This window comes from Nocardia donostiensis (assembly GCF_002081715.1).
GTDB classification, from domain to species: Bacteria; Actinomycetota; Actinomycetes; order Mycobacteriales; family Mycobacteriaceae; genus Nocardia; species Nocardia donostiensis.
On sequence record NZ_MUKP01000002.1, the window covers coordinates 115,171 to 139,320 of the forward strand.

22 protein-coding genes are annotated in these 24,150 nt (G+C 67.3%); 4 read left to right on the forward strand and 18 right to left on the reverse strand.

Annotation, left to right across the window (positions count from 1 at the left end):
• Window positions 1-7: 7 nt before the first annotated feature.
• Window positions 8-772: a decaprenylphospho-beta-D-erythro-pentofuranosid-2-ulose 2-reductase gene (dprE2, locus tag B0T44_RS02020; RefSeq protein WP_077114981.1), complete on the reverse strand. Its 765-nt coding sequence runs from the start codon at window positions 770-772 to the stop codon at window positions 8-10.
• A gap of 437 nt (window positions 773-1,209) precedes the next feature.
• On the opposite strand from dprE2, the gene B0T44_RS02025 reads away from it, so the two are divergent.
• Window positions 1,210-1,614 (forward strand): PPOX class F420-dependent oxidoreductase, encoded by a 405-nt coding sequence (locus B0T44_RS02025; protein WP_077114982.1) that lies wholly within the window; start codon window positions 1,210-1,212, stop codon window positions 1,612-1,614.
• Here B0T44_RS02025 and B0T44_RS02030 read toward each other — a convergent pair.
• Window positions 1,601-2,728, reverse strand: coding sequence for a M24 family metallopeptidase (locus B0T44_RS02030; RefSeq protein ID WP_077114983.1), 1,128 nt, complete (start codon window positions 2,726-2,728; stop codon window positions 1,601-1,603). The two genes, B0T44_RS02025 and B0T44_RS02030, sit on opposite strands and share 14 nt — an antisense overlap.
• Window positions 2,729-2,798: 70 nt before the next feature.
• Here B0T44_RS02030 and B0T44_RS02035 point away from each other — a divergent pair, with 70 nt between their 5' ends.
• Window positions 2,799-3,770: a 5'-3' exonuclease gene (locus tag B0T44_RS02035; RefSeq protein WP_077114984.1), complete on the forward strand. Its 972-nt coding sequence runs from the start codon at window positions 2,799-2,801 to the stop codon at window positions 3,768-3,770.
• Window positions 3,771-4,177: 407 nt separating this feature from the next.
• On the opposite strand, the gene B0T44_RS02040 is transcribed toward B0T44_RS02035, so the two are convergent.
• The 11 genes from B0T44_RS02040 to dop form a co-directional block, all read right to left on the reverse strand.
• Window positions 4,178-4,966 (reverse strand): DUF4333 domain-containing protein, encoded by a 789-nt coding sequence (locus tag B0T44_RS02040; protein WP_077114985.1) that lies wholly within the window; start codon window positions 4,964-4,966, stop codon window positions 4,178-4,180.
• Window positions 4,967-5,043: 77 nt separating this feature from the next.
• Entirely contained in the window at window positions 5,044-7,755 is a 2,712-nt protein-coding gene (locus tag B0T44_RS02045; protein ID WP_077114986.1) for a DEAD/DEAH box helicase, read from the reverse strand.
• A gap of 3 nt (window positions 7,756-7,758) precedes the next feature.
• Window positions 7,759-8,730: a twin-arginine translocase subunit TatC gene (tatC, locus tag B0T44_RS02050; RefSeq protein ID WP_077114987.1), complete on the reverse strand. Its 972-nt coding sequence runs from the start codon at window positions 8,728-8,730 to the stop codon at window positions 7,759-7,761.
• Between the two features lie 140 nt (window positions 8,731-8,870).
• Window positions 8,871-9,134: a Sec-independent protein translocase subunit TatA gene (tatA, locus tag B0T44_RS02055; protein ID WP_077114988.1), complete on the reverse strand. Its 264-nt coding sequence runs from the start codon at window positions 9,132-9,134 to the stop codon at window positions 8,871-8,873.
• 139 nt (window positions 9,135-9,273) lie between these two features.
• Window positions 9,274-10,260 carry a helix-turn-helix transcriptional regulator gene (locus tag B0T44_RS02060; protein WP_077114989.1) on the reverse strand — a complete coding sequence of 329 codons (987 nt, stop codon included), beginning with the start codon at window positions 10,258-10,260 and terminating at the stop codon, window positions 9,274-9,276.
• Window positions 10,261-10,330: 70 nt separating this feature from the next.
• A complete protein-coding gene (locus tag B0T44_RS02065; RefSeq protein WP_077114990.1) occupies window positions 10,331-11,326 on the reverse strand; it encodes a helix-turn-helix transcriptional regulator in 996 nt (331 codons plus the stop codon).
• 58 nt (window positions 11,327-11,384) lie between these two features.
• Entirely contained in the window at window positions 11,385-12,743 is a 1,359-nt protein-coding gene (pafA, locus tag B0T44_RS02070; protein WP_175647931.1) for a Pup--protein ligase, read from the reverse strand.
• Between the two features lie 288 nt (window positions 12,744-13,031).
• The gene (gene prcA, locus B0T44_RS02075) at window positions 13,032-13,817 is read right to left on the reverse strand and encodes a proteasome subunit alpha (RefSeq protein ID WP_077114992.1); all 786 of its coding nucleotides are present in this window, start codon (window positions 13,815-13,817) and stop codon (window positions 13,032-13,034) included.
• Window positions 13,818-13,935: 118 nt separating this feature from the next.
• The gene (prcB, locus tag B0T44_RS02080) at window positions 13,936-14,775 is read right to left on the reverse strand and encodes a proteasome subunit beta (protein WP_077115158.1); all 840 of its coding nucleotides are present in this window, start codon (window positions 14,773-14,775) and stop codon (window positions 13,936-13,938) included.
• A 14-nt stretch (window positions 14,776-14,789) separates the two neighbouring features.
• Window positions 14,790-14,984: a ubiquitin-like protein Pup gene (locus B0T44_RS02085; protein ID WP_040790983.1), complete on the reverse strand. Its 195-nt coding sequence runs from the start codon at window positions 14,982-14,984 to the stop codon at window positions 14,790-14,792.
• A gap of 337 nt (window positions 14,985-15,321) precedes the next feature.
• Window positions 15,322-16,821 carry a depupylase/deamidase Dop gene (dop, locus tag B0T44_RS02090; protein ID WP_077114993.1) on the reverse strand — a complete coding sequence of 500 codons (1,500 nt, stop codon included), beginning with the start codon at window positions 16,819-16,821 and terminating at the stop codon, window positions 15,322-15,324.
• 135 nt (window positions 16,822-16,956) lie between these two features.
• Between dop and B0T44_RS02095 the strand changes: the two genes are divergently transcribed.
• Window positions 16,957-18,120 carry a DUF418 domain-containing protein gene (locus B0T44_RS02095; protein WP_077115159.1) on the forward strand — a complete coding sequence of 388 codons (1,164 nt, stop codon included), beginning with the start codon at window positions 16,957-16,959 and terminating at the stop codon, window positions 18,118-18,120.
• Between the two features lie 17 nt (window positions 18,121-18,137).
• On the opposite strand, the gene B0T44_RS02100 is transcribed toward B0T44_RS02095, so the two are convergent.
• From B0T44_RS02100 to arc, 5 genes are all read right to left on the reverse strand, one after another.
• Window positions 18,138-18,518 carry a nitroreductase family deazaflavin-dependent oxidoreductase gene (locus B0T44_RS02100; RefSeq protein ID WP_077114994.1) on the reverse strand — a complete coding sequence of 127 codons (381 nt, stop codon included), beginning with the start codon at window positions 18,516-18,518 and terminating at the stop codon, window positions 18,138-18,140.
• Window positions 18,519-18,612: 94 nt separating this feature from the next.
• Window positions 18,613-19,287, reverse strand: coding sequence for a TIGR00266 family protein (locus tag B0T44_RS02105; RefSeq protein WP_077114995.1), 675 nt, complete (start codon window positions 19,285-19,287; stop codon window positions 18,613-18,615).
• A gap of 246 nt (window positions 19,288-19,533) precedes the next feature.
• On the reverse strand, window positions 19,534-19,902 hold the full coding sequence (locus tag B0T44_RS02110; RefSeq protein WP_077114996.1) for an arsenate reductase family protein: 369 nt from the start codon (window positions 19,900-19,902) through the stop codon (window positions 19,534-19,536).
• A gap of 21 nt (window positions 19,903-19,923) precedes the next feature.
• Complete coding sequence (locus B0T44_RS02115) at window positions 19,924-21,462, reverse strand: glycosyltransferase family 39 protein (protein WP_077114997.1); 1,539 nt, start codon at window positions 21,460-21,462, stop codon at window positions 19,924-19,926.
• A gap of 190 nt (window positions 21,463-21,652) precedes the next feature.
• Window positions 21,653-23,413 (reverse strand): proteasome ATPase, encoded by a 1,761-nt coding sequence (arc, locus tag B0T44_RS02120; RefSeq protein ID WP_077115160.1) that lies wholly within the window; start codon window positions 23,411-23,413, stop codon window positions 21,653-21,655.
• A gap of 224 nt (window positions 23,414-23,637) precedes the next feature.
• On the opposite strand from arc, the gene B0T44_RS02125 reads away from it, so the two are divergent.
• Window positions 23,638-24,123: a WKL family lipoprotein gene (locus B0T44_RS02125; RefSeq protein WP_245839159.1), complete on the forward strand. Its 486-nt coding sequence runs from the start codon at window positions 23,638-23,640 to the stop codon at window positions 24,121-24,123.
• The last annotated feature ends 27 nt before the right edge of the window (window positions 24,124-24,150 follow it).

Consider the following 24,150-nt stretch of genomic DNA (forward strand, 5'->3'; position numbering starts at 1 on the left):
TCGCGCCTCATCGAGGCATCCGGCGCCAGACTGCCTGCGGCAGCAGTCGCATACCGAAAAAGATCGGGCCTAGCGCGCGAGGGACCCAGACCTTGCCCGCGCGGCGACCGAGCGCCGCGACCACCGCGTCGGCGACCTGAGCCGGGGTGCTGGAGAACGGCGCCGGGCTCATCCCTTCGGTCATCCGGCCGATCACGAATCCCGGGCGCGCCAGCAGCAGGTGCACACCGCTGCCGTGCAGGGCATCACCCAGACCACTGGCGAAACCGTCCAATCCGGCTTTGGCCGAACCGTAGACGTAGTTGGCTCGCCGCACCCGGGCGCCCGCGACCGAGCTGAACACGACGATATGGCCGCTACCTTGGACGCGCAGCTGGTTCGCGAGCACGGTCAGCACACTGACCTGCGCGTTGTAGTCGGTGTGCAGGACGGCCAGCGCATGAGCGGGGTCCTTTTCGGCGCGTGCTTGATCGCCGAGGATCCCGAATGCGAGGACCGCGACACCGATCGGGCCGTGCTCGGTTGCCACTTTCTCCAGCAGCGCCGGGTGACTTCCGGTGTCGTCGGCGTCGAACTCCACCCGATGCACGGCGGCAGCACCCGCCGCTTCGATCAGCGCGGTTTCGGCCGCCAGTTCGCCGCTGCGGCGCGCCGCCAGCACCACCACCCTGCCCGGCGCGATCCGCCGCACCACTTCCAGCCCGATCTCACTCCGCCCGCCGAGCAACAGCACCGCCCCGGCATCGATCCCTCGCCCACCACGCAATCCCATAGCATCAGTCTGTCATCCGGTATACCCCGGCTACACGGCCACCGGACCGCCTGGAGCAGGCAGCGATGTGTCCTCGCCGAGTAGGCACGAAGCCCTCGCCCCATCCGGTTCCCCGCGCCTGGTTGCTGTTCGCCCTGTTCCAGCGGGAGAGTCGGTAGCGCCGGAACTCGGGAAGACCGGCTGGGCGACACCGCCGTCCGTGTGATGTCCAGGTCGCGGCGGCACCCTTGGGCAAGGCGATCGGCGACGCCGCCCCGATGTGGGCAACGGATAGCCGGTCCCGGAACGGCCCGGTTACTGCTGCGGGTTGCACCGCCCGCAGGCAGGTCAGACCTGGACACGGTGCTGCGGAGCCGCGAACATCCCGCGCGGTCCGGAGCCGCCAGGTCCAGGCACCGATTGCGGCCACCGGCTCGGCAGCCGATACCGTCGAGTTCATGGCGATCAGCACTGTCGAACTGTCCCCGGCCGCGGTCGAATTCGTGACCGAGCGGCATCTGGCCACCCTGACCACCCTGCGGGCCGACGGAACCCCGCATGTGGTCGCGGTGGGTTTCACCTGGGATCAGCAGGCGGGCCTCGCACGGATCATCACCAACGACGGATCGGTGAAGGTGCGCAATGTGCGCAGGTCGGGGTATGCGGCAGTGAGTCAGGTCGACGGGATCCGGTGGCTGACGCTGGAGGGCCCGGCGACCGTCCTCGACGACGCGGACAGCGTCGCCGAGGCGGTGCGGCGTTACGCGCAGCGGTACCGGGTGCCGCGGGAGAACCCGACGCGCGTGGTGATCGAGATCCAGGTGCGTAAGGCGCTGTGCAGCGGGCCGCTCACAGCACGGTGAGGCCGTGTGGGCGCTGGTTCATCGACTCGCAGCCGTCTTCGGTGACGACCACGATGTCTTCGATACGGGCGCCCCATTCACCGCGAAAGTAGATGCCCGGCTCGACACTGAACGCCATTCCCGGCCGCAGCTCGAGCTGGTTACCTCCGACGATGTAGGGCTCCTCGTGCACCGACAGGCCGATCCCGTGGCCGGTGCGGTGCACGAAAGCATCGCCGAGCCCGGCCGCGGTCAACGGCTTTCGTGCGGCGGCGTCGACGTCTTCGGCCCGCGCACCCGGTCGGACCGCGGCAACAGCAGCCGCTTGGGCACGTTCCAGTTCGGCGATACGCTCGGCCACCTGCGGGGCGGGTTCGCCGAGCACATAGGTGCGGGTGGAGTCGGAGTAGTAGCCGGGCGCCACCGGACCACCGATATCGACGACCACCACATCCCCGGGTTCGATACGCCGGTCGGACACATCGTGGTGCGGGTCCGCGCCGTGCTCGCCCGCGCCGACGATCACGAACGCCGCCTCGGTATGCCCTTCGGCGACAATGGCGTCGGCGATATCCCGGCCGACCTCGGCTTCGGTGCGTCCCGCGCGCAGCCACTCCCCCATCCGCGCATGCACGCGGTCGATGGCCGCGCCCGCCCGGCGCAGCGCATCGATTTCGGCGGCGTCCTTGATCATGCGCAGTTCGCGCAGCACTGGCGTCGCCGATACCGGCAGCCCACTGAACGATTCGGCCAGCGGCAGCAGATGCAATGCGGGCATGACATCGGTGACCGCCACCCGGGATCCGACGTGCAGTGACGATTTGACCAGCTGGTACGGGTCGGTGCCGTCCACCCAGTCCAGCACCTGCAGTCCGAGTTCCGCGACCGCGGAATCGGCCAGCGACGCCAGTTCCAGTTTCGGAATCACCACCGACGGGGTGGCCTTGTCGGACGTGATGACCAGGCAGGTCAGCCGTTCGAAGGATTGTGCGGCCGAACCGATCAGGTAGTGCAGGTCGGGTCCGGGGGTGACGAGCAGCGCGTCGAGATGTGCTTCGCGCATCAGCTGCACCGCCCGCTCCAGCCGGTCGGCATAGACGTCGGCCGCGAATCGTGACTCCGTATGCGAGCTCATGTGCTCGACGTTACCCGGAAGCCGAGCCGTTACACGCCGGTTGTCGGTGGCGGCAGGTAGCCTTCGGCGCGTGACTTCCGCTGCGTCTTCCCAGGGCCCGCTGCTGCTGCTCGACGGGGCAAGCCTGTGGTTTCGTGCGTTCCACGCCATCCCGGAGAAGATCACCGCGCCCGACGGTCGTTCGGTGAACGCGCTGCGCGGATTCACCGATATGGTCGCCTCGCTGATCACCAAGCACCGGCCGAGCCGGCTCGTGGTGTGCCTGGATCTGGACTGGCGGCCCCGGTTCCGGGTCGACCTGGTGCCGACCTACAAAACCCACCGCCTCGACACTTCCGAGGGGGCCGCGCCCGGTGCCGAGGTGGTACCGGACCGGCTCACACCGCAGGTCGCGATGATCCTCGAGGTCCTCGCCGCAGCGGGTATCGCCACCGGCGGCGCGGACGGGTTGGAAGCTGACGATGTGCTCGGCACACTCGCCACCAGGGAGCGCGCCGACGAGGTCGTGGTGGTCAGCGGCGACCGCGATCTCCTGCAACTGGTGCGCGACACTCCCGCCCCACCCGTGCGGGTGCTCTACACGGGCCGCGGCCTGGCCAAGGCGGAACTGTTCGGCCCGGCCGAGGTCGCCGCCAAATACGGGGTGCCGCAAGGAAACGCGGGCCCCGCCTACGCTGATATGGCGGCGCTGCGTGGCGATGCCTCCGACGGCCTGCCCGGCGCAGCGGGTATCGGCGAGAAGACCGCGGCCACGCTCATCACCCGTTTCGGTTCCCTGGAAGCGCTGATCGCCGCCGTCGACGACCCGGCCGCCGATCTCGCCCAGGGGATGCGGGCCAAACTCCGCGCCGCAGGCACCTACCTGGCGGCTGCCGCCCCCGTGGTCCGGGTGGTGCGCGACGCCGACGTCACGCTGTCGGGTCCCGACACCCTGCCCACGCTCCCCGCCCACCACGAACGGCTGCGCGAACTAGCCCTCGCCTACAACGCCGAAAGCCCGATCACCCGTCTGATCACCGCCCTCGAAACCACCGGCAGCTGACCGGCGATCGGCCACTCGACCCGTTCTCGCATCCTATGGGCCGACGCCAGGAACGTCGCGCGAAACGGCTCACGCCGCATAGCAGCACGTCACGCATGTGACACACGTGCTAGAGCGGCGTCCACCTCTGCGGCTGCGAACGCTGCCGCAGAGCCGCAGGCTCGGCCCGCAGCAATACGGCGTCGTGTGATCACCACCGACCTACAGTGCACGCGTTCCCGGAAGCCCGACCACACCACCTCGACACTCATGACCGCTCTCCCCACCTCGATTCCTCGATCGGAACCGGCCGACGGTTGCGGCAACGGGCGATCAATAAACGGATGGCGCCGACGATTGTCGGCTCGGCGATGAGGACAGGTTCATCGGCGTACGCGCTCGCTGGATCGAACCAGCTGGGTGTGGGGTCAGTTGGGGCGGCCGACCTCGTAGGTGCCGTCCTCCTTGGTGATCTTGATGCTGACGGTCTTGGCCTCGCCACTGACCTTCAGATCACAGGTGAAAGTGGCATCCACCTTCACTTCCTGACCGGCGGGGCAGGACACGTCGCTGACGTCTTCGATGCCGTAGGACTCCGACAGCACCTTCTGCACACCGTCCTGCACGGCGGCCTTGTCCAGTTCGTCCTCGGCGTTGAGCAGCAGGATCAGCGTAACGATACCGCCGATCACGGCGAGCGCGAGCACCGCAAGGCCGATGACCAGACCGGTTTTCTTACCGCCGCCGGGCTGCTGCTGGGCGGGCTGACCCCACTGCTGCTGCGGCTGACCCCACTGCGGCTGCGGCTGCGGCTGCGGCTGACCCCAATCCTGGTTCGACTGCTGCCCCCACTGCTGCTGCGGCTGCTGCGGTTGACCCCACTGTTGCTGGCCACCCTGATTGCTGCCCCACTGTTGGGTGGGCTGAGCTTGCTGCGGATCGGGCTGCTGCGGATGCGGCTGAGACGGCTGCTGACTACCCCACTGCTGCTGCGGTTGACCCCACTGTTGCTGGCCACCCTGGTTACTGCCCCACTGCTGGGTGGGCTGAGCTTGCTGCGGATCGGGCTGCTGCGGATGCGGCTGAGACGGCTGCTGACTACCCCATTGCTGCTGCGGCCCGGCCACGCCGGGCGCCTGCTGACCCCACATCTGGGTCGGGTCGTTGCGTCCCTCCCCTGGACCAGGGGCGTCGTTCGGTCCGTACGGGCCGCTCATCTGATTGCCTCCACTCGCATCGTCATACACACGGTAGCCCCCCGCGTGCGCTTGAAATCAAATCACAAACCCATCGGTCACGCCGCGTCCACCGCGACGACACCGCGCCGGATGGCGCGGACCGCTTTGGCTGCCGTCGCCGCCACTTCCGGGTCGTCGGCGGTGTTGTGGATCTGATCGAGCAGGTCGATCACCTGCCTGCACCAGCGGACGAAATCACCTGCGGACTGGGGTGCATGCTGATCCCCTCCGGCCAGCAACGCATCGGCCAACGCGCCGCCACGCGCCCACAGATAGATACCGGAGATGAACCCGAGATCCGGTTCCCTGGTCGGCGCCAGCCGATGCCTGGCCTCATCCGAACGCAGCTGCGACCACACCCCGATCGTGTCCGCGACGGCCCGCCGGATCGGCGCGGTCGGCCCGGAAGCACCCAGGTAACCGCCTTCCTGGCGGGCTTCGTACACCAGAATCGACACGACCGCCGCCAGCTCCGCAGGACCGAGCCCTTTCCACAAACCCTGGCGCAGGCATTCGGCGACCAGCAGATCACTTTCGGCGTAGATGCGCGCGAGCCTGCGGCCGTCGGCAGTCACCTCGCCCTCGTGCACGAACCCGCGTTCTTCCAGCAAACCCAGAATTCGGTCGAAAGTACGCGCCAGCGAATTGGTGGTGGCGGCGACCTTCTGCCGCATCGCCTCGGTGTCCCGGCCGAGCCGGTTGTAGCGTTCCCCGATGCGGGCGAGCTGTTCGCGATCGGGGCGTTTGTGCACCGGATGGGCGCGCAGGCTGCGGCGCAGGGTGGTCAGTTCGGGATCGTCGACGGCGCGAGAGCGCCGGTCGCGGCGGGGGCGGCCCGGCGCGGTGATTCCCGTGCTGCGCAGCGCGGAAGCCAGATCACGGCGGGTGCGCGCAGTGCGATGGTCGACCCGCCGGGGCAACCGCATCCGCCCCAGCGCTTCGGCGGGCACCGGGAAATCGGCCACCGAGACGCGGCCCGCCCATTTGTCCTCGGTGAGCACCAGCGGACGCGGATCTCCCGGCGTGGCATCGGGTTCGAGGATGACGGCGAGCCCGGCGCGCCGCCCCGACGGGATGGCCACGACATCGCCGCGGCGCAGTTCGGTCAGTGCCGCGACGGCGGCGCCGCGCCGATCGGAACGGCTCTGCTGGGCCAGTGCCCGTTCGCGCTGTTTGATCCGCTCCCGCAACCGGAAGTATCCGAGGGCCCCGCCCTCCCCGCCCTCCTCACCACCGAGCTGGGCGGCGAGCTTACGCAGCTGGCCTTCGTTACGTTCGATACCGCGCACCAGCCCCACCACCGAACGGTCGGCCTGGAACTGGGCGAAGGAGCGCTCCAGCAACGCTCGCGATTCGTCGGCACCCATCCGGTCGATCAGGTTGATCGACATGTTGTAGCCGGGCTTGAACGAGCTGCGCAGCGGGTAGGTTCTGGTGGAGGCGAGACCGGCGACAGCGCTGGTGTCGACCTCAGGCTGCCACAGCACGACGGCGTGGCCTTCGACATCGATGCCGCGTCGCCCAGCCCGGCCGGTGAGCTGGGTGTATTCGCCGGGAGTGAGCTCGGCATGTGATTCGCCGTTGAACTTCACCAGCCGTTCCAGCACCACCGTGCGCGCAGGCATATTGATACCGAGCGCCAAGGTTTCGGTCGCGAACACCGCCCGCACGAGCCCGTTGACGAACAGTTCTTCCACCGCGTGCCGGAACGCCGGCAACATCCCCGCATGATGAGCGGCCATACCGCGGTGCAGCGCCTCCCGCCACTCCCAGTAGCCGAGCACCTCGAGATCGCTTTTCGGCAGGTCACCGGTGTGCTTGTCGATGATGGCGTCGATATCCGCGCCTAGGCTGTCGCCGCTCAGGTCCAGCGGTGAACGCAGGCATTGCGCCAGCGCTCCGTCGCAGCCTGCACGGCTGAAGATGAAGGTGATCGCGGGCAGCAGCCCTTCCTCGTCGAGCCGGGCCAACACTTCCGGGCGCGGCAACGGGCGGAAGAAGCGGCGTGGTCCACCCCGGCCGTTGCGCGGGCCGCCCCAGCCCGCCATCCGGTCGGCGGTCTCCCGGTGCCGGATATAGCGCACCAGGTCTTCGTCGACGATCACCTTCTGATCCGAGGAGCTGGTGTCGAACAGATCGAACATCCGCCGTCCCACCATGACGTGCTGCCACAGCGGCACCGGCCGGGTCTCGTCCACCACCACCGCGGTATCGCCGCGTACGGTTTCCATCCACGCACCGAACTCCTCGGCATTGGACACCGTCGCCGACAAACTGACCAGCCGCACCTCCAACGGCAGGTGCAGGATGACCTCTTCCCAGACCGCGCCGCGGAACCGGTCGGCCAGATAGTGCACCTCGTCCATCACCACATAGGAAAGATCCGCCAGTGCTGCGGAGGATGCGTAGATCATGTTCCGCAGCACCTCGGTGGTCATCACGACCACCTGGGCGTCGGGGTTGATGGTCTGGTCGCCGGTGAGCAGCCCGACCTTGCCGCGCCCGTAGCGTTCGGTGAGGTCGGCGAACTTCTGGTTCGACAGGGCTTTGATAGGGGTGGTGTAGAAGCATTTCCCGCCCGAGGCGAGCGCCAGATGCACCGCGAACTCGCCGACAACGGTCTTCCCCGCGCCGGTCGGCGCGCAGACCAGCACGCTGTGCCCGTTCTCCAGAGCGGTGCACGCATCGCGCTGGAAAGGATCAAGGCTGAACTTCAGCTCGCCGGAAAACCGAGCCAGTTCCGTGGTTACCACCCCGTTCTGTGTCACCCGTCAGAGAGTATCGGAGTAGTCCGACACGGGTCGTGGGGTTTTGCCGGTCCCGGCCACGGGTTCGGCAGCATCGACCGGGTCGGCAGGGGTGACGGGCTCGGGCGCACCGATCCGAGACGCTTCCTCATCGGTCAGCTCGCCCAGGCCCTCGGCCTGCTCCTTACGCGCCCGGCGCCTGTCGTTGATCCGCGCGAACTGCACCGCGACCTCGAACAACAGCGTCAGCGCGAAGGCCAGAGCCAGCATCGAGAACGGATCCTGCGGGGTGACGATGGCGGCGAACACGAACAGTCCGAACACGATGCCGCGCCGCCACGCTTTGAGCCGCTCGTAGGGCAGGACCCCGATCAGATTCAGGCCGACCACCAGCAGCGGTGTCTCGAAGCTGACCCCGAAGATGACCAGCAGCTGAATGATGAAGCCGAAGTACTGGGAACCGCTCAACGCGGTGATCTGCACGTTGTCGCCGATGGTCAGCAGGAAACCCAATGCGTGCGCGATCACCACGTAGGCGAGCACCGCACCGGCCACGAACAGCACCGAACCGGAACCGACGAACCCGACCGCGTACCTGCGTTCCTTCGGATACAGGCCCGGCGTGATGAACGCCCACGTCTGATACAGCCACACCGGGCAGGCCAGCACCACACCGGCGGTGAGGCCGACCTTCAACCGGAGCATGAACTGCTCGAACGGTGCCGTCGCCAGCAACCTGCACTCGCCGTCGGCGGTCAGCGCGGCGCGCGTTTCCGGCGGCAGATCACAGTAGGGACCGCGCAGGATCTCGCCGAGGCTTTCCACCCCGAGGAACGAATGCGCGTACCACAGAAACCCCACAACCGTGGTGGCGAGGACGGCGGCGATCGAGATCAGCAGTCGTCGGCGCAGTTCCCGCAGGTGCTCGACCAACGACATGGTGCCGTCGGGATTCGTCCTGCGCCTACTGCGCCGGGGGTCGAACGGAATTCGCATATGTGTGGATGCCCCTGTGCTCGCGTGCCTCGCTCCGCTCGGCCGTCGGCAATATCCGCGACCCGGCCTCGGTCAGCAGCACCGGGTCAACAGTATTGTGCCCGGGGCCGGCCTGCGCCCGCCCCGAGGATTGTCCGGCCTCAGAGCGTCTTCGACTCGCTGCGGGTCTCCGGAGCGGTGGTCGCCTGCTGCCCCGAAGGCAACTGCTGCGGCGGCTGCTGCGCCGCTGTGCCCGGCGAACCCGCCGAAGCATTGCCCTCGTTCTGCATCTGGCTGACCTCGCTCTTGAAGATGCGCAGTGACCGCCCGAGGCTGCGGGCCGCGTCGGGCATCCGCTTCGCGCCGAAGAACACCACGAACACCACCGCGATGATCAGCCAGTGCCAGATGCTCAGACTGCCCATGTGCTTACCTCCCAAGACTGTGGTGGTTCCGATGCTACCTGCCCCCATGACGTGGGCGAACGCGGCGGCGGGCCGGGTGCAGCACATCACCCTCGGGTGCGGATCCAGGGCGCCGACCGGCAACCGGAAGACAGGCGGGTCAGGAAGAACCGGCCGGTTCAGTGTCGATGTCGGCGTCCGCAGCCGCGTACGCGGCGAGCGCGGCGTCGGAGCGTTCCCGCACCGCCGCGACCAACTCCGGCGGGCCGAGCACTGTCACACCGGAACCGAACCCGAGGAGCAGCCGCGCCATCCAGTCCAGGGTGGCGAAGCGCATGGTTGCCTCCATGCTGCCGTCGGGGCGCACCGCAACTCGATGCAGCGGATACTGGTCCATCACCCAGCCGTAGTCGGCGCTGATCAGCAGCCGGGCCAGCGGGACGGCGGGATCGTCCTGGAACAGATCGAGACCGGCATCGGCGTCGGTGGCGTGGCTGGGCGGACGTGCCGGTTCGTCCAGCGCAGTGGCGGCCTCGATCCGGTCGAAACGGAACAGCCGCACCCCCTCGGCCTGCCTGCACCAGGCTTGCAGATAGCTGTTGTTGTCGACGAGCACGATGCGGATCGGGTCGACCACGCGCTCGGATACCACGTCACGGCTGGCCGAGTAGTACACCAGCCGCACCGCATACCTGCCTACCAGCGCCGCCCGCACGGCAGCCACCGTGGGCGCCTCCACCGGAGGCTGCGCGACCGAAGCGCCAGGAGCGCCGCCGGAAATGGCGGACTCGATTTTGGCGATGGCGGAATGCGCCGCGCTCGGATCGACCATGCCCGGCATATCGACAATCGAGCGCAACGCCACCAGCAAGGCCGTGGCCTCGGTGGAGGTGAGCCGCAGCGGGCGATCTATCCCGGCGGAGAACGTCACCTCGACGCTCTCCTCGGAGAACGACAGATCAATGAGATCACCGGGACCATAACCGGGCAGACCGCACATCCACAGCTGATTCAGATCACTCATCAACTGTTTGGTGGTCACGCCGAGATCGGCGGCGGCTTCGGCGGCGCTGATCCCGGGGTTGGCGATGAAATACGGAACCATGTTCAGCAGCCGGGACAACCGAACCGACAGGCGACTGCTCATACTGACTCCTCTCCGCATGAGCGGGCGCCCTCCGTGGTGACCCAAGCTGCCGCCTCCGGGCGCTGACCGCTCATGCGGTGACCTCCGTTCGGTCGAGCACCGAACGCAGCCGCGCGATCACATCGTCGCGCAGTTCCGGCGGGGTCAGCACCACCGCATCGGGGCCGAGGCCGGTGACCAGCCGCGCGATCCAGTCCCGCGAACGGATCGGCACTTCCACGACGCTGCCCACGCGGCCGCCGATGGTTTTGCCGCCGAGCACACGGCCGAGCCTGCGGATCTCCCTGCCGCGCCCCTCGGCCACCCATACCGTCGCCGCACCGGTCACCGGCGCGGTGCCGGTGACCCGGGTGACGATCTCGCGCAGGTCCACGTCATCGGGTTTGCGCACCCCGTTGCGGGGCCCGAACGGGGTCACTTCATCGCCGATGCGGGACAGCCGGAAGGTGCGGGTGGCGTTCTTGGCGCGGTCGTGGCCGACCAGATACCAGCGGCCGCGATAGGTGACCACACCCCACGGCTCCACCTCACGCATCAGATACGGGGCGGTGACCGCGCCACGATGCTCGAACCGCACGGCCCGGCCTTCGTCGATGGCGGTCAACAGTTTGCCGAGCACCGGTTCGGAGCCGCGCGTATGCGCAGGCACGGCGGGCACCGACGCCATCACGGTATCGGTCTCCACATGAATCCCCGCAGCCCGCAGCTTCAGCAAGGCACCGTCCGCGGCGGTGGCCAGCTCCGGCGACCCCCACATCTGCACCGCTACCGCGACAGCGGCGGCTTCTTCGCTGGTCAGATCGATATCGGGGAGTTCGTAGGCATCCCGATTGATCCGGTAGCCCTCGATAGTGGAGAACTGGCCCGCCGGACCCACCTCCAGCGGGATGCCCAGATCGCGTAGTTCGTTCTTGTCGCGCTCGAACATCCGGCTGAACGCCTCGTCGCTGGCCGAGTCCTCATAACCCGCGACGCTTTCCCTGATCCGCTCCGCGGTCAGAAACTGCCGGGTCGACAGCAGCGCGATGACCAGATTCATCAGCCGCTCGACCTTGGATATCGCCACGCGACACAGCGTAATGCGCGCGGCAACCGGGTCATCACCCGGCGCGCGACTGATCCGGCTACATCGAGGCGATCAACCGGTCGACGCGTTCGTCGACCGAACGGAACGGATCTTTGCACAGCACCGTGCGCTGCGCCTGATCGTTGAGTTTCAGATGCACCCAGTCCACCGTGAAATCGCGGCCCGCCTCCTGGGCGGCGGTGATGAAGTCGCCGCGCAGTTTGGCCCTGGTGGTCTGCGGCGGGTTGTCCACGGCGGCGTCGACGGCGTCGTCCTCGGTGACCCGTTTGGCCAGTCCCTTGCGCTGCAGCAGGTCGAACACGCCGCGGCCCCGTTTGATGTCGTGATAGGCCAGGTCGAGCTGGGCGATCTTGGGGTCGGACAGCTCCATACCGTAGCGGTCCTGGTAGCGCTGGAACAGTTTGCGCTTGATCACCCAGTCGATCTCGGTGTCGACCTTCGCGAAATCCTGGCCTTCGACTGCGTCGAGGGCGCGGCCCCACAGGTCGACCACCTGGTCGATCTGCGGATCGCGTTCCCGGTTGCGTAGATGCTCGACCGCGCGCGCGTAATACTCACGCTGGATATCCAGCGCGCTCGCCTGCCTGCCGCCCGCCAGGCGCACCGGGCGGCGTCCGGTGAGGTCGTGGCTGACCTCGCGGATGGCGCGGATCGGATTGTCCAATGCGAAATCGCGGAACGAGACGCCCGCCTCGATCATCTCCAGGACCAGCGACGCGGTACCCACCTTGAGCATCGTGGTGGTCTCGGACATGTTCGAATCGCCGACGATCACGTGCAGCCTGCGGTACTTCTCGGCGTCGGCGTGCGGCTCGTCGCGGGTGTTGATGATCGGGCGGGAACGGGTCGTCGCCGAGGACACCCCCTCCCAGATGTGCTCGGCGCGCTGCGACAGACAGAACGTGGCCGCTTTCGGCGTCTGCAGCACCTTGCCCGCGCCGCAGATGAGCTGACGAGTCACCAGGAACGGCAGCAGCACATCGGAGATCCGGGAGAATTCACCCGCGCGTACCACCAGGAAGTTCTCATGGCAGCCGTAGGAGTTGCCCGCCGAATCGGTGTTGTTCTTGAACAGGTAGATATCGCCGCCGATCCCCTCCTCCGCGAGCCGCTGTTCGGCATCGATCAGCAGTTCCTCCAACACCCGCTCACCGGCTCGGTCGTGGGTGACCAACTGCACCAGGCTGTCGCATTCGGCCGTCGCGTACTCCGGGTGGGACCCGACGTCGAGGTAGAGCCGTGCACCATTGCGGAGGAACACATTGGAGCTACGTCCCCAGGACACCACCCGGCGGAACAGATACCGGGCCACCTCGTCGGGGCTGAGCCGACGGTGGCCGTGAAAGGTGCACGTCACACCGAATTCGGTCTCGATCCCCATGATTCGTCGCTGCACACTATCGACAGTACAGCCATGTCAGGGGCTCCGGTGGGGCTTGAAGAACCTCGATGTATACGTCTTGACAACGATTCGGGCGGCATTCGTTCGACAACTCCCTCTTGACACCGTCGATTTTGTGGTGCCGAGCCAGGATTCGTGCGTCGATCGCCCTCACCGTTGCAGCGCGATCCCCCCGGAGAGAGACCGAATACAACGCTGATCCGCTGCTGTCCGAACCCACCCGGACATGGTTCGGGCCGCGCACGACAACCAGGTGCGCGGCCCGCAGAGACCGTCGGGGGGTCACTGTTTGTCGGTGGACTCCGCTTCTGCCGGTTCGCCTGCGTCCGCGCCATCCGTGCCGGCCGCGCCGTTTCCGGAGGGGCCGAGCAGTCGTTCCAGCGAGGTACGCCCGATCCGCCGGAACGCGCGCCGCGGACGTGCCTGTTCCAGGGTGGCTACCTCGAGCGAGCCGACACCCAGGGACCGCTTCTCCTTGTCGGCGCCCTCGGGCACAGCCGCTTGCAGCGCCCGCACCGCGACGTCGACCGCGGTCGGCAGATCGAGCCCGGGCCGGTAGGACGCCTTGAGGGCGGTCACGATCGGCTCCGTGGTCCCGCCCATCACCACATAGTCGCGTTCATCGACGATGGAACCGTCGAAGGTGATCCGGTAGAGCACCGATTCGGGCGTCTGTTCCGGGTAGCCGACCTCGGCGACGCAGATCTCCACCTCGTATGGTTTGAGTTGATCGGTGAAGATCGTCCCCAGGGTCTGAGCGTAGGCGTTGGCCAGCGCCCGACCTGTGACATCACGGCGGTCGTACTGGTAGCCGCGCAGATCGGCCTGCAGGATACCGCCGCGACGCAGGTTCTCGAACTCGTTGTATTTACCGACGGCCGCGAACCCGACGCGGTCGTACAACTCACTCACCTTGTGCAGGGTGGCCGACGGATTCTCCGCAACGAACACCACGCCTTTGTCGTACACCAGGACCACAACACTGCGACCGCGGGCGATACCTTTGCGCGCGAGCTCGGTCTTGTCGCGCATGATCTGCTCGGCCGACGCGTAGTACGGCAGTGTCATGCTCGGGCTCCCCCTTGCTGGGTCGGGCGGGGCTGGGTCGGGCGGGGCTGGGTCGGGCGGGCGTCCCCGCTGCTCGTCGTGCGGCCCGACGGCGGGACGGGCGCGGCGAAATCATGCCTCATGACGCCTCCTGCGCCGCCTCGCGGTCGGCTACGATGCCGCGGGTGATCTCTTCGAGCCGATCCTCGGTCACCTCGGCAGCGCCGTCGTCACCGATGGTGATGGCGGTCGGGTAGATACCGCGCAACAGGTCGGGGCCGCCGGTGGCGGTGTCGTCGTCAGCGGCGTCGAACAATGCCTCGACGGCGATGCGCAGCGCCCGCTGCTCATCGATCCCTTTGGCGTACAGCTTTTTCAGTGACGACTTGGCGAACATGGAGCCGGAACCGACGGCGGTGTAGCCGAACCGTTCCTCGCTGCGTCCGCCGACCACGTCGAAGGAGATGATCCGGCCCGCGGTGTCCGGATCGGTTGCCTGCTCGTCGAAACCGACCAGCACCGGCACCACGGCCAAGCCCTGCAGGGCGGCAGGCAGATTGTCACGCACCATCTTCGACAGCTTGTTGGCCTTACCGTCGAAGGTCAGCGACACCCCTTCGATCTTTTCGTAATACTCCAGTTCCACCGCGAACAGCCGCACCATCTCGATGGCCATACCCGCGGTGCCCGCGATACCGGCAGCCGAATAGGTGTCGGTGATGTAGACCTTCTCCACATCGCGGCTGGCCAGCAGGTTTCCCTGAGTGGAGCGGCGATCGCCCGCAATGAGCACGCCACCGCGATAGGTCACCGCCACGATGGTGGTGCCATGCGGGGCGATATCCCGCGCGGCGCCGCCGCCGGTGATTCCGGCGGCGGCGTCGTGAGCGGCGAACCTGTTGGCGGGCAACAGTTCCGGCGCGTGCATGCGCAGATGTTCGGAAAATGATGACAGGGCGTACCCCGGGTGGAGACGCATGGGGTCACCTGCGGTCACTGGCCACCTTTCTGCACGTAGGCGCGGACGAAGTCCTCGGCGTTCTCCTCGAGCACATCATCGATCTCGTCGAGCAGGTCGTCGGTGTCCTCCGCCAGCTTCTCGCGCCGTTCCTGACCCGCAGCGTCGACACCGTCGGGGCCCTCATCCTCATCGCCGCCCCCGGCGCGTTTGGTCTGCTCTTGTGCCATGGCAGCCGACCTCCTCTGTTTCTCACCACGACCAGGCCCTCGGTGAGCACCGGTCGGATCATGAGCAGTTTGTGTGCTCGTCCTTCAACACTACCCAGCCGCACCGACACGTAGTCGGAATCCACCTGTATGCGTACCTCCGCCTTCGCTCCGGCCGTGCGCATTGATGTGTGCCTTTCATGTTTGCGCAGCTGGCCAGGGTCTACCTATCTACCGCCTTTGCGCCGAACGTGCGGCATGCGTACCTTCTCCCCTTCGCTCGGCCGTACTCATTTGTGTACACTTTCGCATTCGCTCAGGCGGGCGCGGGTGAGGTGGAACGCGTCTGGTCGCGTCCTCAGGTGGTGAGTTGTTCGACAAGGTCGGCGGCGGTGTCGACACCTTCGAGCAGTTTGCCGACATGCGCCTTGGTGCCGCGGCTCGGTTCCAGGGTCGGGATCCGCACCAGCGAGTCGCCACCCAGATCGAAGATCACCGAATCCCAGCTCGCGGCCGCGATATCTGCGCCGAAGCGGCGCAGGCACTCGCCACGGAAGAAGGCGCGGGTATCGGTCGGCGGTTGGGTCATCGCGTCGAGGACCTGCTGTTCGCTGACCAGGCGACGCATCGATCCCCGGGCGACCAGACGGTTGTACAGCCCCTTGTCCAGTCGCACGTCCGAGTACTGCAGGTCCATCAGGTGCAGTTTGGGTGCGGCCCATCCGAGGCCCTCCCGGCTGCGCATACCTTCGAGCAGGCGCAGTTTGGCTGGCCAATCCAGCAGGTCGGCGCATTCCATGGGATCGCGTTCGAGCCGGTCGAGCACCATGGCCCAGTTGTCGAGAATATCGCGGACTCGCGGGTCGTCGATGCCTTCACGGTCGACGAACTTGGCGGACCGCTCATGGTAGAGCCGCTGCAGGGCCAGCCCGGTCAGTTCCCGGCCGTCCGCGAGCGCGACCGTGGCGCGCAGGGTGGGATCGTGGCTGATGGTGTGCACGGCGGTCACCGGGCGGGCCAGCTGCAGATCGGTCAGGTCCTCGCCTGCTTCGATCAGGTCCAGCACCAGCGCGGTACTGCCGACCTTCAGATAGGTCGACATCTCGGCCAGGTTGGCATCGCCGATGATCACGTGCAGCCTGCGGTATTTGTCGGCGTCGGCGTGCGGTTCGTCGCGGGTGTTGATGATGCCGCGTTTGAGCGTGGTCTCCAGGCCGACCTCGACCTCGATGTAGTCGGCGCGCTGGGACAGCTGGAAGCCCGGCTGATCACCGGACTGGCCGATGCCGACCCGGCCGGAGCCGCAGATCACCTGCCGGGACACGAAGAACGGCGTCAACCCGGCGATGATCGAGTTGAACGGCGTATCCCGTTTCATCAGGTAGTTCTCGTGGGTGCCGTAGGAGGCGCCCTTGCCGTCGACGTTGTTCTTGTACAGCTGCAGGCGCGGGGCGCCCGGGACGCTGGAGGCGTGCCGGGCCGCGGCCTCCATCACCCGCTCGCCCGCCTTGTCCCAGATCACGGCGTCCAACGGGTCGGTCACCTCGGGCGCGGAGTATTCGGGGTGGGCGTGGTCGACGTACAGCCGCGCGCCGTTGGTCAGGATCATGTTCGCCGCGCCGACCTCGTCGGCGTCGATCACCGGCGCCGGTCCGTTCATCCGGCTCAGGTCGAAACCGCGCGCATCGCGCAGCGGCGATTCCACCTCGTAGTCCCAGCGCGTCCGCTTGGCGCGGGGGACCCCTTCGGCGGCCGCGTAGGCGAGCACTGCCTGGGTGGAGGTCAGGATAGGGTTCGCCGACGGTTCGGTCGGGGTGGAAATGCCGTACTCGACCTCGATGCCGATGATGCGATGCATGCCATCGAGCCTAGGCGACGAAACGAAAGTCATACCTCAGGTGGTACTTCGGGAGGACCCGTCGGCGTGCCGGGTCGCGCGATCATTCGGGTCATGACCGATTCGCTGACCGGCTCCCGCGCGGCCGCCACACCGATGGCCGCACCCGTGCCTACCCGACTGGTGGCACTGGACGTACTGCGCGGTATCGCCATCCTGGGCACTCTTGGCACCAATATCTGGATCCTCACCGACCCCGAGGGCATCATCGGCTACCTCGACCGGCTCGGCGTCGCCGCGACCGACGGGTGGATGTGGGCCGAACGGGTGCTGCAGCAACTCGTCCAAGGCAAATTTCTGGGCCTGCTGACCATCATGTTCGGTATCGGGCTGGCCATCCAGCAGCGTTCCGCGCAGCGGGCGGGCAGGCGCTGGCCGGGGAAGTACCCCTGGCGGGCGGCGCTGCTTTTCCTCGACGGTGTGCTGAACTTCGTGCTGATCGCCGAGTTCGACGTGCTCACCGGCTATGCCGTCACCGGTCTCATCGTGGCCTTCCTGCTCGCCACCGGCCCACGTGCGCAGCGGCGTTGGCTGGTAGGCGCCGCGACCGTCCACCTCACGATGCTGACCCTGCTGGCCGCCGCCATGGCCGCTGGCGGAGAGCAGTCGTCGAGCGCAGCAGACCCGCAACCGCTGGACCCGAACCCCTACGCCGACGGCTCGTTCTGGGACCTGGTGGTGTTCCGGCTGGACAATGCTGTCGGTTTCCGGTTGGAGGCGGTGTTCATTCTGCCGATGTCGATCGCCCTGTTCCTGCTGGGCGCCCGGTTGTTCCGTGCCGGGGTGTTCACCCCCGAGGGTGCCGGGTTGCGCAGGCGCCTGATGATCGTCGGGTTCGGTGTCGCCGCCCCGCTCGATCTGGGGATCGGCTTGTTCATCGGCGGCGATATGGTGCTGGTGACCCGCTACGCCATCGCCCCGTTCGTTTCGCTGGGCATACTCGCGCTGGTTGCCGAGTTCTATCTACGCCGCCCGGGCACCGGCTTCGCGGGCCGCCGCCTGAGCGAGGTCGGCCGCACCGCCCTCACTTGCTACATCCTGCAGAATCTGGTTGCGGCGATCCTCTGCTACGGCTGGGGTTTCGGCCTCGCCGCCCGTTTCGCACCCGAGGCGCGTGTTCCGTTCACCATCGGGGTCTATATGGCGGTGATCGCCGTTATCGCTGCCTTCGCCCACCTGTGGCTGCGCCGTTTCGACCGCGGCCCGGTCGAAATGCTGTGGAACTACAGCTACCGCAAGCTCGCCGGCGCGGGAGCATAGTTGCCCCAGCAGCGGACTCATGCGTGTGCCCTGGCCTCCAGGTAGTACTCGGCCGAGAGCCCCGTCAATACCTGCCGTACACCGGGCGGAGCCCACGACGCCGACGGATCGTGGTGTACGACAGGATCGGTGAGTTGCACCACGCGGCCGCGGGTTTCGACGGCGAGACCGCCCGCGGCGAGGCTGTTCTTCACCCAGTCGACGTCGCGTCCGTAGGTGAGCGCGATGCGGTACTCGCCGTCGCGGGTGAAGAGCATGACGGGGGTGCGGTAGGCGCGGCCGGAATTGCGGCCCTTGTGGATCACGATCCCCCAGCCGGGCAGGTGACCCGCCACGAGCCCGGTCACCGGGTTGGTGACCTGACGGTTGAATCTCGCCAATGCACGGGGAAGCACCATGGACGGTCCTCTCGACGAGTGGTTCGACGCGCGTCAGGTTACCTTCGAGTGGTGTCGGCGCGGTCGCTCCCGCCAGAGCCACCCGAGCCGGCCGTCACGATACGACCGAGCCGATCCAGGAGGAGAAGGCGCTCGGGTTGCGGGTTTGCAGCAGGACTCGGCCGGGGCCGACGAAATCGAAGACCAGCCCCTCCCCCGATTTCAGCGATTGCAGGGAACGGCCCGAAACAGCCCGGCGGATGGCGAAGTTCATCGCCAGGTCGTAGGCGACGACGTGACCGGTGTCGATGGTGACCGGCTCACCGGGCGGTAGATCGATCACGTCGATGGCGCCGAAGACACCGACCACGACCTCGCCTTCGCCGTGTGCGCGCAGACCGAATCCGCCCTCGCCGCCGAACAGATTCGCGAACCCACCCCATTTGCTTTCCACCTGGACGCCAGGGGAATTGGCGATCCACGCGCCGCGGCTGATGAAGAACGGGCGGTCGGGGGTGATGGACAGCGGCAGCAGATCGCCGGGCAGTGCGTGCGCGACATCGACCCAGCCGCCCTGCGGGGGCGCGGTGAACGTGGAGACGAAGAACGACTCCCCGGCCAGCACCGACCTCTTCAACCCGGCGATGATGCCACCCTCGGCTTTCGCCTGCAGTGTCACATTCGCCGAATGTGCCACCATGGCACCGCTTTCCACCCGGACCGGCTCATTGCCCGCGAGCACACACCGCGCCACCGTCGAGGACGGGTTGTGCCGCAACTCCACTTTCATGAACCCGGAGCCTACCCGCGCCGAGCCCCGGCCGCCGCGGTCCGGGTCAGTGCACTGTCACCTGCCTGGTCTGCGCAGAGAACGGCAGATCGCAGCCGGTCCAGGGCTTTTGCGCGCCGGGTCAACGGGTTGCCCCGGCGCAGTCCGGTGGTCCGGTTGCCGCGCCGGGTGCACCTGCGCCGGGTCGGCGCGGGCACGCAGGTGCCGCCGCACGCTACGACTAGTGACGGTACGCGGACGCGACTGCTACTTCAGCGAGCGCAACGCCGCCTCGTCCCGCGCGACGACAGCGGTACCGGCTGAGGTCAACACGATGGGGCGCTGGATGAGTGCCGGGTGGGCGGCCAACGCCTCGATCCAACGATCCCGGTCGGCGTCGGTACGACCCCAGCCGGGGATGCCGAGGTCCTTGGCGAGTTGATCGCCGGTCCGGGTGATATCCCAGGGTTCGGCGCCGAGACGGGCCAGCACATCGCGGAGTTCGTCGGCGGTCGGCGGGTCATCCAGGTAGCGGCGCACCGTGTAGGCGGCGCCGCCGGTGTCGAGGTGTTCGAGCGCGGCGCGGCTCTTGGAGCAGCGCGGGTTGTGCCAGATCTCGGTGTTCCCGGTGGTCATGATCGCAGGATAGTCCCGCGGCTAGAGGTGCATCCATTCCGGCCACAGCCGCGACCACGGCGTATGCGGGTCCACGCACTTCCACACGCTGACATCGCGGGTGACACCCAGGAAGCCCAACCTGCTGTCGACCCGGCCGGCCGGTTCGACCACCGCGAACTGCGTGCGCAGCCATTCCTCGTCGCCGCCGACGTACAGGATCGTGCTCGCTGTATCCGGTGGCGCCCCGAAGTAGCCGAAACCACGGGACGGGCTGTACACCGACGGCAGGCGGTCGCCTGCCAACTGGTCGAGCGCACTTGCCTGCCAATAGGAGTCGGTGACCACCACCGCCCGGGCCTTGTCGCCCGGATCGAGCGCCGCATAGGCGGCAGTGACTCCGTCGGCGAGTTCCGGCCAGCCGAATTCGCCGTATATACCGATCTGGATGGCCGCTTCGGTCTCGCTGGCGGGGACGGGTACCTGGGCGGGGTCCGGCCACGGCGTGGACCACAGCACCAGCGCGACCGAGCCGGCGGCGAGCACAAAACCCGCTCCGGTCGCGGCACGCCTGCGCCCGGCAGAGCGAGCTCGCCGCACCACGTCCACCAGTCCGACCGCACCCGCCGCGATAGCGACCGCGTACATCCCCGCCAGGTAGTACATGCGGCCACCGAGGATCATGAAGACCACGACCAGCAGCAGGGTGGTTGCTCCCAGGAACCGGTACGGGCGCAACGACCGGGCACGCAGCAGTGCCCATACCCCGTAACACAGCAGTACCGCGCCGAGCGCTCCCGCGAGCACGACAGCCAGTGGGACGAAGAGGAACCTGCCGCCGACGACGTCGGACTCTGCGCTGATCACCGTTCCCAGTGCGAGCTGAGGCCAGCCGTGCCGAGCCTGCCAGAGCAACGTCGGTGTGGTTGCGACCAGCACGATGAAGCCGCCCAGCCACAGCAGCGGCCTGCGCACCAGGTCCCGCGGCCCGAACACCAGCGCCGTGACCGCTACCGCGATCCAGAAGAACGGGATCAGCCATTTGACCTGCATATCGATGGCGGTGACGAGCGCGGCGCACAGCAGCAGCCGGTCGCGTCGGGTGCGCACCCAGCGCACCACCAGCCAGGTGATCACCACCCACAGCGCGACATCGATCGCGTTCGTCGACAGGTTCTTGCCCTGGAGCAGCAGGAACGGCGAGGTCGCGTAGGCGAGGGCAGTGAGTACCTGTGCGCCTCGCCCGCCGCCGAACTCCCTGGCGATGCAGGCACTCAGCACCACCGCCAGCACGGTCAACGCGATCGCGGGTAGCCGCAGCACGACCAGCGACCCCGCAGCGATCGTGTCCATGAGCCGGGCCAGCAGCGGCAGTACCGGCCCCTGGTCGGCGTAGCCGAAGGAGAGCCGCTCACCCGCCGACAGGAAATACAGTTCGTCGCCGAAGTACCCGTACCTGGTGGCCGACAGCAGCAACACGACCGCGGAAACCACCGCGACCGCTACCACCGGCCGCACGGCCAGTTCGGGCGGCTCGCCCTCGGCTACCGGTCTTTCCGCTACCTCCACAGCCGTGGTCACCTGCTCGCTCCTCCCGGTCCCGCAACGCGACCTGTACAAGGTAGCGAGAACCACCCGGTCCGGCCGTCCCTCCACGGGGTGAACGAGACTGGTCATCCTGGCGTAGCCACAGCAGTTCGATGTCATCCTCCAGGTACCGACGAGGGCCGCGCTTCCGGTGGGAAACGCGGCCCTCGGGTCGGAGCCGGACCTACAGGTACTGGCCGGTGTTGGATTCGGTGTCGATCGCGCGGCTGGCGCTGGCGTTCTTGCCGGTGACCAGCGTGCGGATGTAGACGATCCGTTCGCCCTTCTTACCGGAGATGCGCGCCCAGTCGTCGGGATTCGTGGTGTTGGGCAGGTCCTCGTTCTCGGAGAACTCGTCCACGATCGAATCGTAGAGGTGCTGGATGCGCAGACCCGGATTGCCGGTATCGAGCACCGACTTGATGGCGTACTTCTTGGAGCGGTCCACGATGTTCTGGATCATGGCGCCGGAGTTGAAGTCCTTGAAGTACAGGACTTCCTTGTCACCGTTGGCGTAGGTGACCTCCAGGAAGCGGTTGTCCTCGCTCTCGGCGTACATCCGGTCCACTACCCGCTCGATCATTGCGCGGATGCAGGCGCCCTTGTCGCCGCCGAACTCCGCCAGATCGTCGGTGTGCAGCGGCAGCTCCTCGGTGAGGTACTTGGAGAAGATGTCCTGCGCCGATTCCGCATCGGGGCGCTCGATCTTGATCTTCACGTCCAGGCGGCCGGGCCGCAGGATCGCGGGGTCGATCATGTCCTCGCGGTTGGACGCACCGATCACGATGACGTTCTCCAGACCCTCCACACCGTCGATCTCGCTCAGCAGCTGCGGCACCACGGTGGTCTCCACATCGGAGGACACACCGGAACCGCGGGTACGGAAGATCGAGTCCATCTCGTCGAAGAACACGATCACCGGCGTCCCTTCCGACGCCTTCTCCCTGGCCCGCTGGAAGATGATCCGGATATGGCGCTCGGTTTCGCCGACGAACTTGTTCAGCAGCTCGGGGCCTTTGATGTTGAGGAAGTAGGACTTGGCCTCCTTGGCATCCTCACCGCGCGCCTCGGCGATCTTCTTGGCCAACGAGTTGGCGACCGCTTTGGCGATGAGCGTCTTACCGCAGCCCGGCGGGCCGTAGAGCAGGACACCCTTGGGCGGGCGCAGTGCGTATTCGCGGAACAGGTCCTTGTGCAGGAACGGCAGCTCCACCGCGTCGCGGATCTGCTCGATCTGGCGGCCGAGGCCACCGATGTCGTTGTAGTCGACATCGGGCACTTCCTCCAGCACCAGGTCTTCGACCTCGGCCTTGGGGATGCGTTCGAAGGCGAAACCGGCTTTGGTGTCGACCAGGAGTGAGTCACCGGGGCGCAGCTTGCGGATCGGGGCTTCGGGGTCGGCCAGATCGTCGTCCTCGGCGACCTTGGCCAGCGGGCCGGACAACCACACCACCCGCTCCTCGTCGGCATGGCCGACCACGAGGGCACGGCGGCCACCGTCGAGGACCTCGCGCAGGGTGCCGATCTCGCCGACAGCATCGAAATGCCCGGCCTCGACAACGGTGAGCGCCTCGTTCAGCCGGACGGTCTGGCCGTATTCCAGGGTCTCGGTGTCGATATTCGGTGAGCACGTCAGCCGCATCTTGCGGCCGGAGGTGAACACGTCGACGGTCTGATCCTCGTACACGCCGATCAGCACGCCGTATCCGCTGGGCGGCTGACCGAGCCGATCGACCTCCTCACGCAGCGCCACGAGTTGCTGCCGCGCCTCTTTGAGGGTATCCATCAACTTGGTGTTGCGAATCGTCAGCGAATCGATACGGGCTTCTAATTCCCGTGACCGATCCGGTGAATCGGCGAGTTGCCTCCGGAGTGCAGCCGCTTCGGCGCGTACCGCCTCGAGCTCTCTCCAGGCCGCCGAATCCGAATTCTCGATGGGGCTCATGTGCTGCTCCTCCCAGTCCCGGTCTATCAACGCTACCGGGCGCAACCCGTTCGCGCTTTCCGACATGGTTTCGTCGTGATCACATCTGGGCTGTGGCCAACTGCCGGATTATCCATGTTAGCCTGCCCTAACCTGTTTACGGCGAGATATTTCGCCGACTAGCTGAAAGGTTGCCAGTCATGCTCCTTCCCGCGAGGACACTGCGCTTGCCAAGGACCGTGGCGGTGGCCGCAGCGGCCGTCGCTCTCTCGGTGGGGCTCACCGCCTGCGGGTCCGATGAGGAGGGTTCCGACAGCGTGGCGACCGCCACCAGCACGGCGGTAACCAGCACGAGCAGTACTGCCGACCACGGCGAGCAGGCGGGCGAGGCACCTTCTCCCGAGACGCTGCAGGCCACCCTGGACACCCTGGCCGACCCGGCCGTCGCGCCCGAGGAGAAAACGAAGCTGATCGTCGACGGCGAGAAGCGCACCGCCAATATCGAGCAGATGAACACCGCGCTCGCCGGCTACGGCACGCTCACTTTCGCCGTTGCCGACGTCGTCACCGAGGGCGATACGGCGACCGCGCAGGTCACCATCACCTCTCCGCACGGCGCCGCCCCCGCCCTCCCGCTGACCTGGGAAAACGTGGACGGCGCCTGGAAGCTGTCGGACGCGAGCGGCTGCGTGCTGTTCAGCTTCGCCCAGTCTCCCTGCGCACCCGCCTGAGCGGGGGTATCCGCCGGCTGCCCGTGA

Bases quoted from the DNA above. Each gene is read 5' to 3' on its own strand.
- tatC (WP_077114987.1), bottom strand. From the start codon at position 8,730: ATGCGAATTCCGTTCGACCCCCGGCGCAGTAGGCGCAGGACGAATCCC.
- B0T44_RS02030 (WP_077114983.1), bottom strand. From the start codon at position 2,728: ATGAGCTCGCATACGGAGTCACGATTCGCGGCCGACGTCTATGCCGAC.
- prcA (WP_077114992.1), bottom strand. From the start codon at position 13,817: ATGACACTGCCGTACTACGCGTCGGCCGAGCAGATCATGCGCGACAAG.
- arc (WP_077115160.1), bottom strand. From the start codon at position 23,413: ATGAGCCCCATCGAGAATTCGGATTCGGCGGCCTGGAGAGAGCTCGAG.
- B0T44_RS02095 (WP_077115159.1), top strand. From the start codon at position 16,957: ATGGCCGCACCCGTGCCTACCCGACTGGTGGCACTGGACGTACTGCGC.
- B0T44_RS02040 (WP_077114985.1), bottom strand. From the start codon at position 4,966: ATGAGCGGCCCGTACGGACCGAACGACGCCCCTGGTCCAGGGGAGGGA.
- dprE2 (WP_077114981.1), bottom strand. From the start codon at position 772: ATGGGATTGCGTGGTGGGCGAGGGATCGATGCCGGGGCGGTGCTGTTG.
- B0T44_RS02100 (WP_077114994.1), bottom strand. From the start codon at position 18,518: ATGGTGCTTCCCCGTGCATTGGCGAGATTCAACCGTCAGGTCACCAAC.
- B0T44_RS02060 (WP_077114989.1), bottom strand. From the start codon at position 10,260: ATGAGCAGTCGCCTGTCGGTTCGGTTGTCCCGGCTGCTGAACATGGTT.
- B0T44_RS02110 (WP_077114996.1), bottom strand. From the start codon at position 19,902: ATGACCACCGGGAACACCGAGATCTGGCACAACCCGCGCTGCTCCAAG.
- B0T44_RS02025 (WP_077114982.1), top strand. From the start codon at position 1,210: ATGGCGATCAGCACTGTCGAACTGTCCCCGGCCGCGGTCGAATTCGTG.
- tatA (WP_077114988.1), bottom strand. From the start codon at position 9,134: ATGGGCAGTCTGAGCATCTGGCACTGGCTGATCATCGCGGTGGTGTTC.
- prcB (WP_077115158.1), bottom strand. From the start codon at position 14,775: ATGCGTCTCCACCCGGGGTACGCCCTGTCATCATTTTCCGAACATCTG.
- B0T44_RS02085 (WP_040790983.1), bottom strand. From the start codon at position 14,984: ATGGCACAAGAGCAGACCAAACGCGCCGGGGGCGGCGATGAGGATGAG.
- dop (WP_077114993.1), bottom strand. From the start codon at position 16,821: ATGCATCGCATCATCGGCATCGAGGTCGAGTACGGCATTTCCACCCCG.
- B0T44_RS02105 (WP_077114995.1), bottom strand. From the start codon at position 19,287: ATGAAAGTGGAGTTGCGGCACAACCCGTCCTCGACGGTGGCGCGGTGT.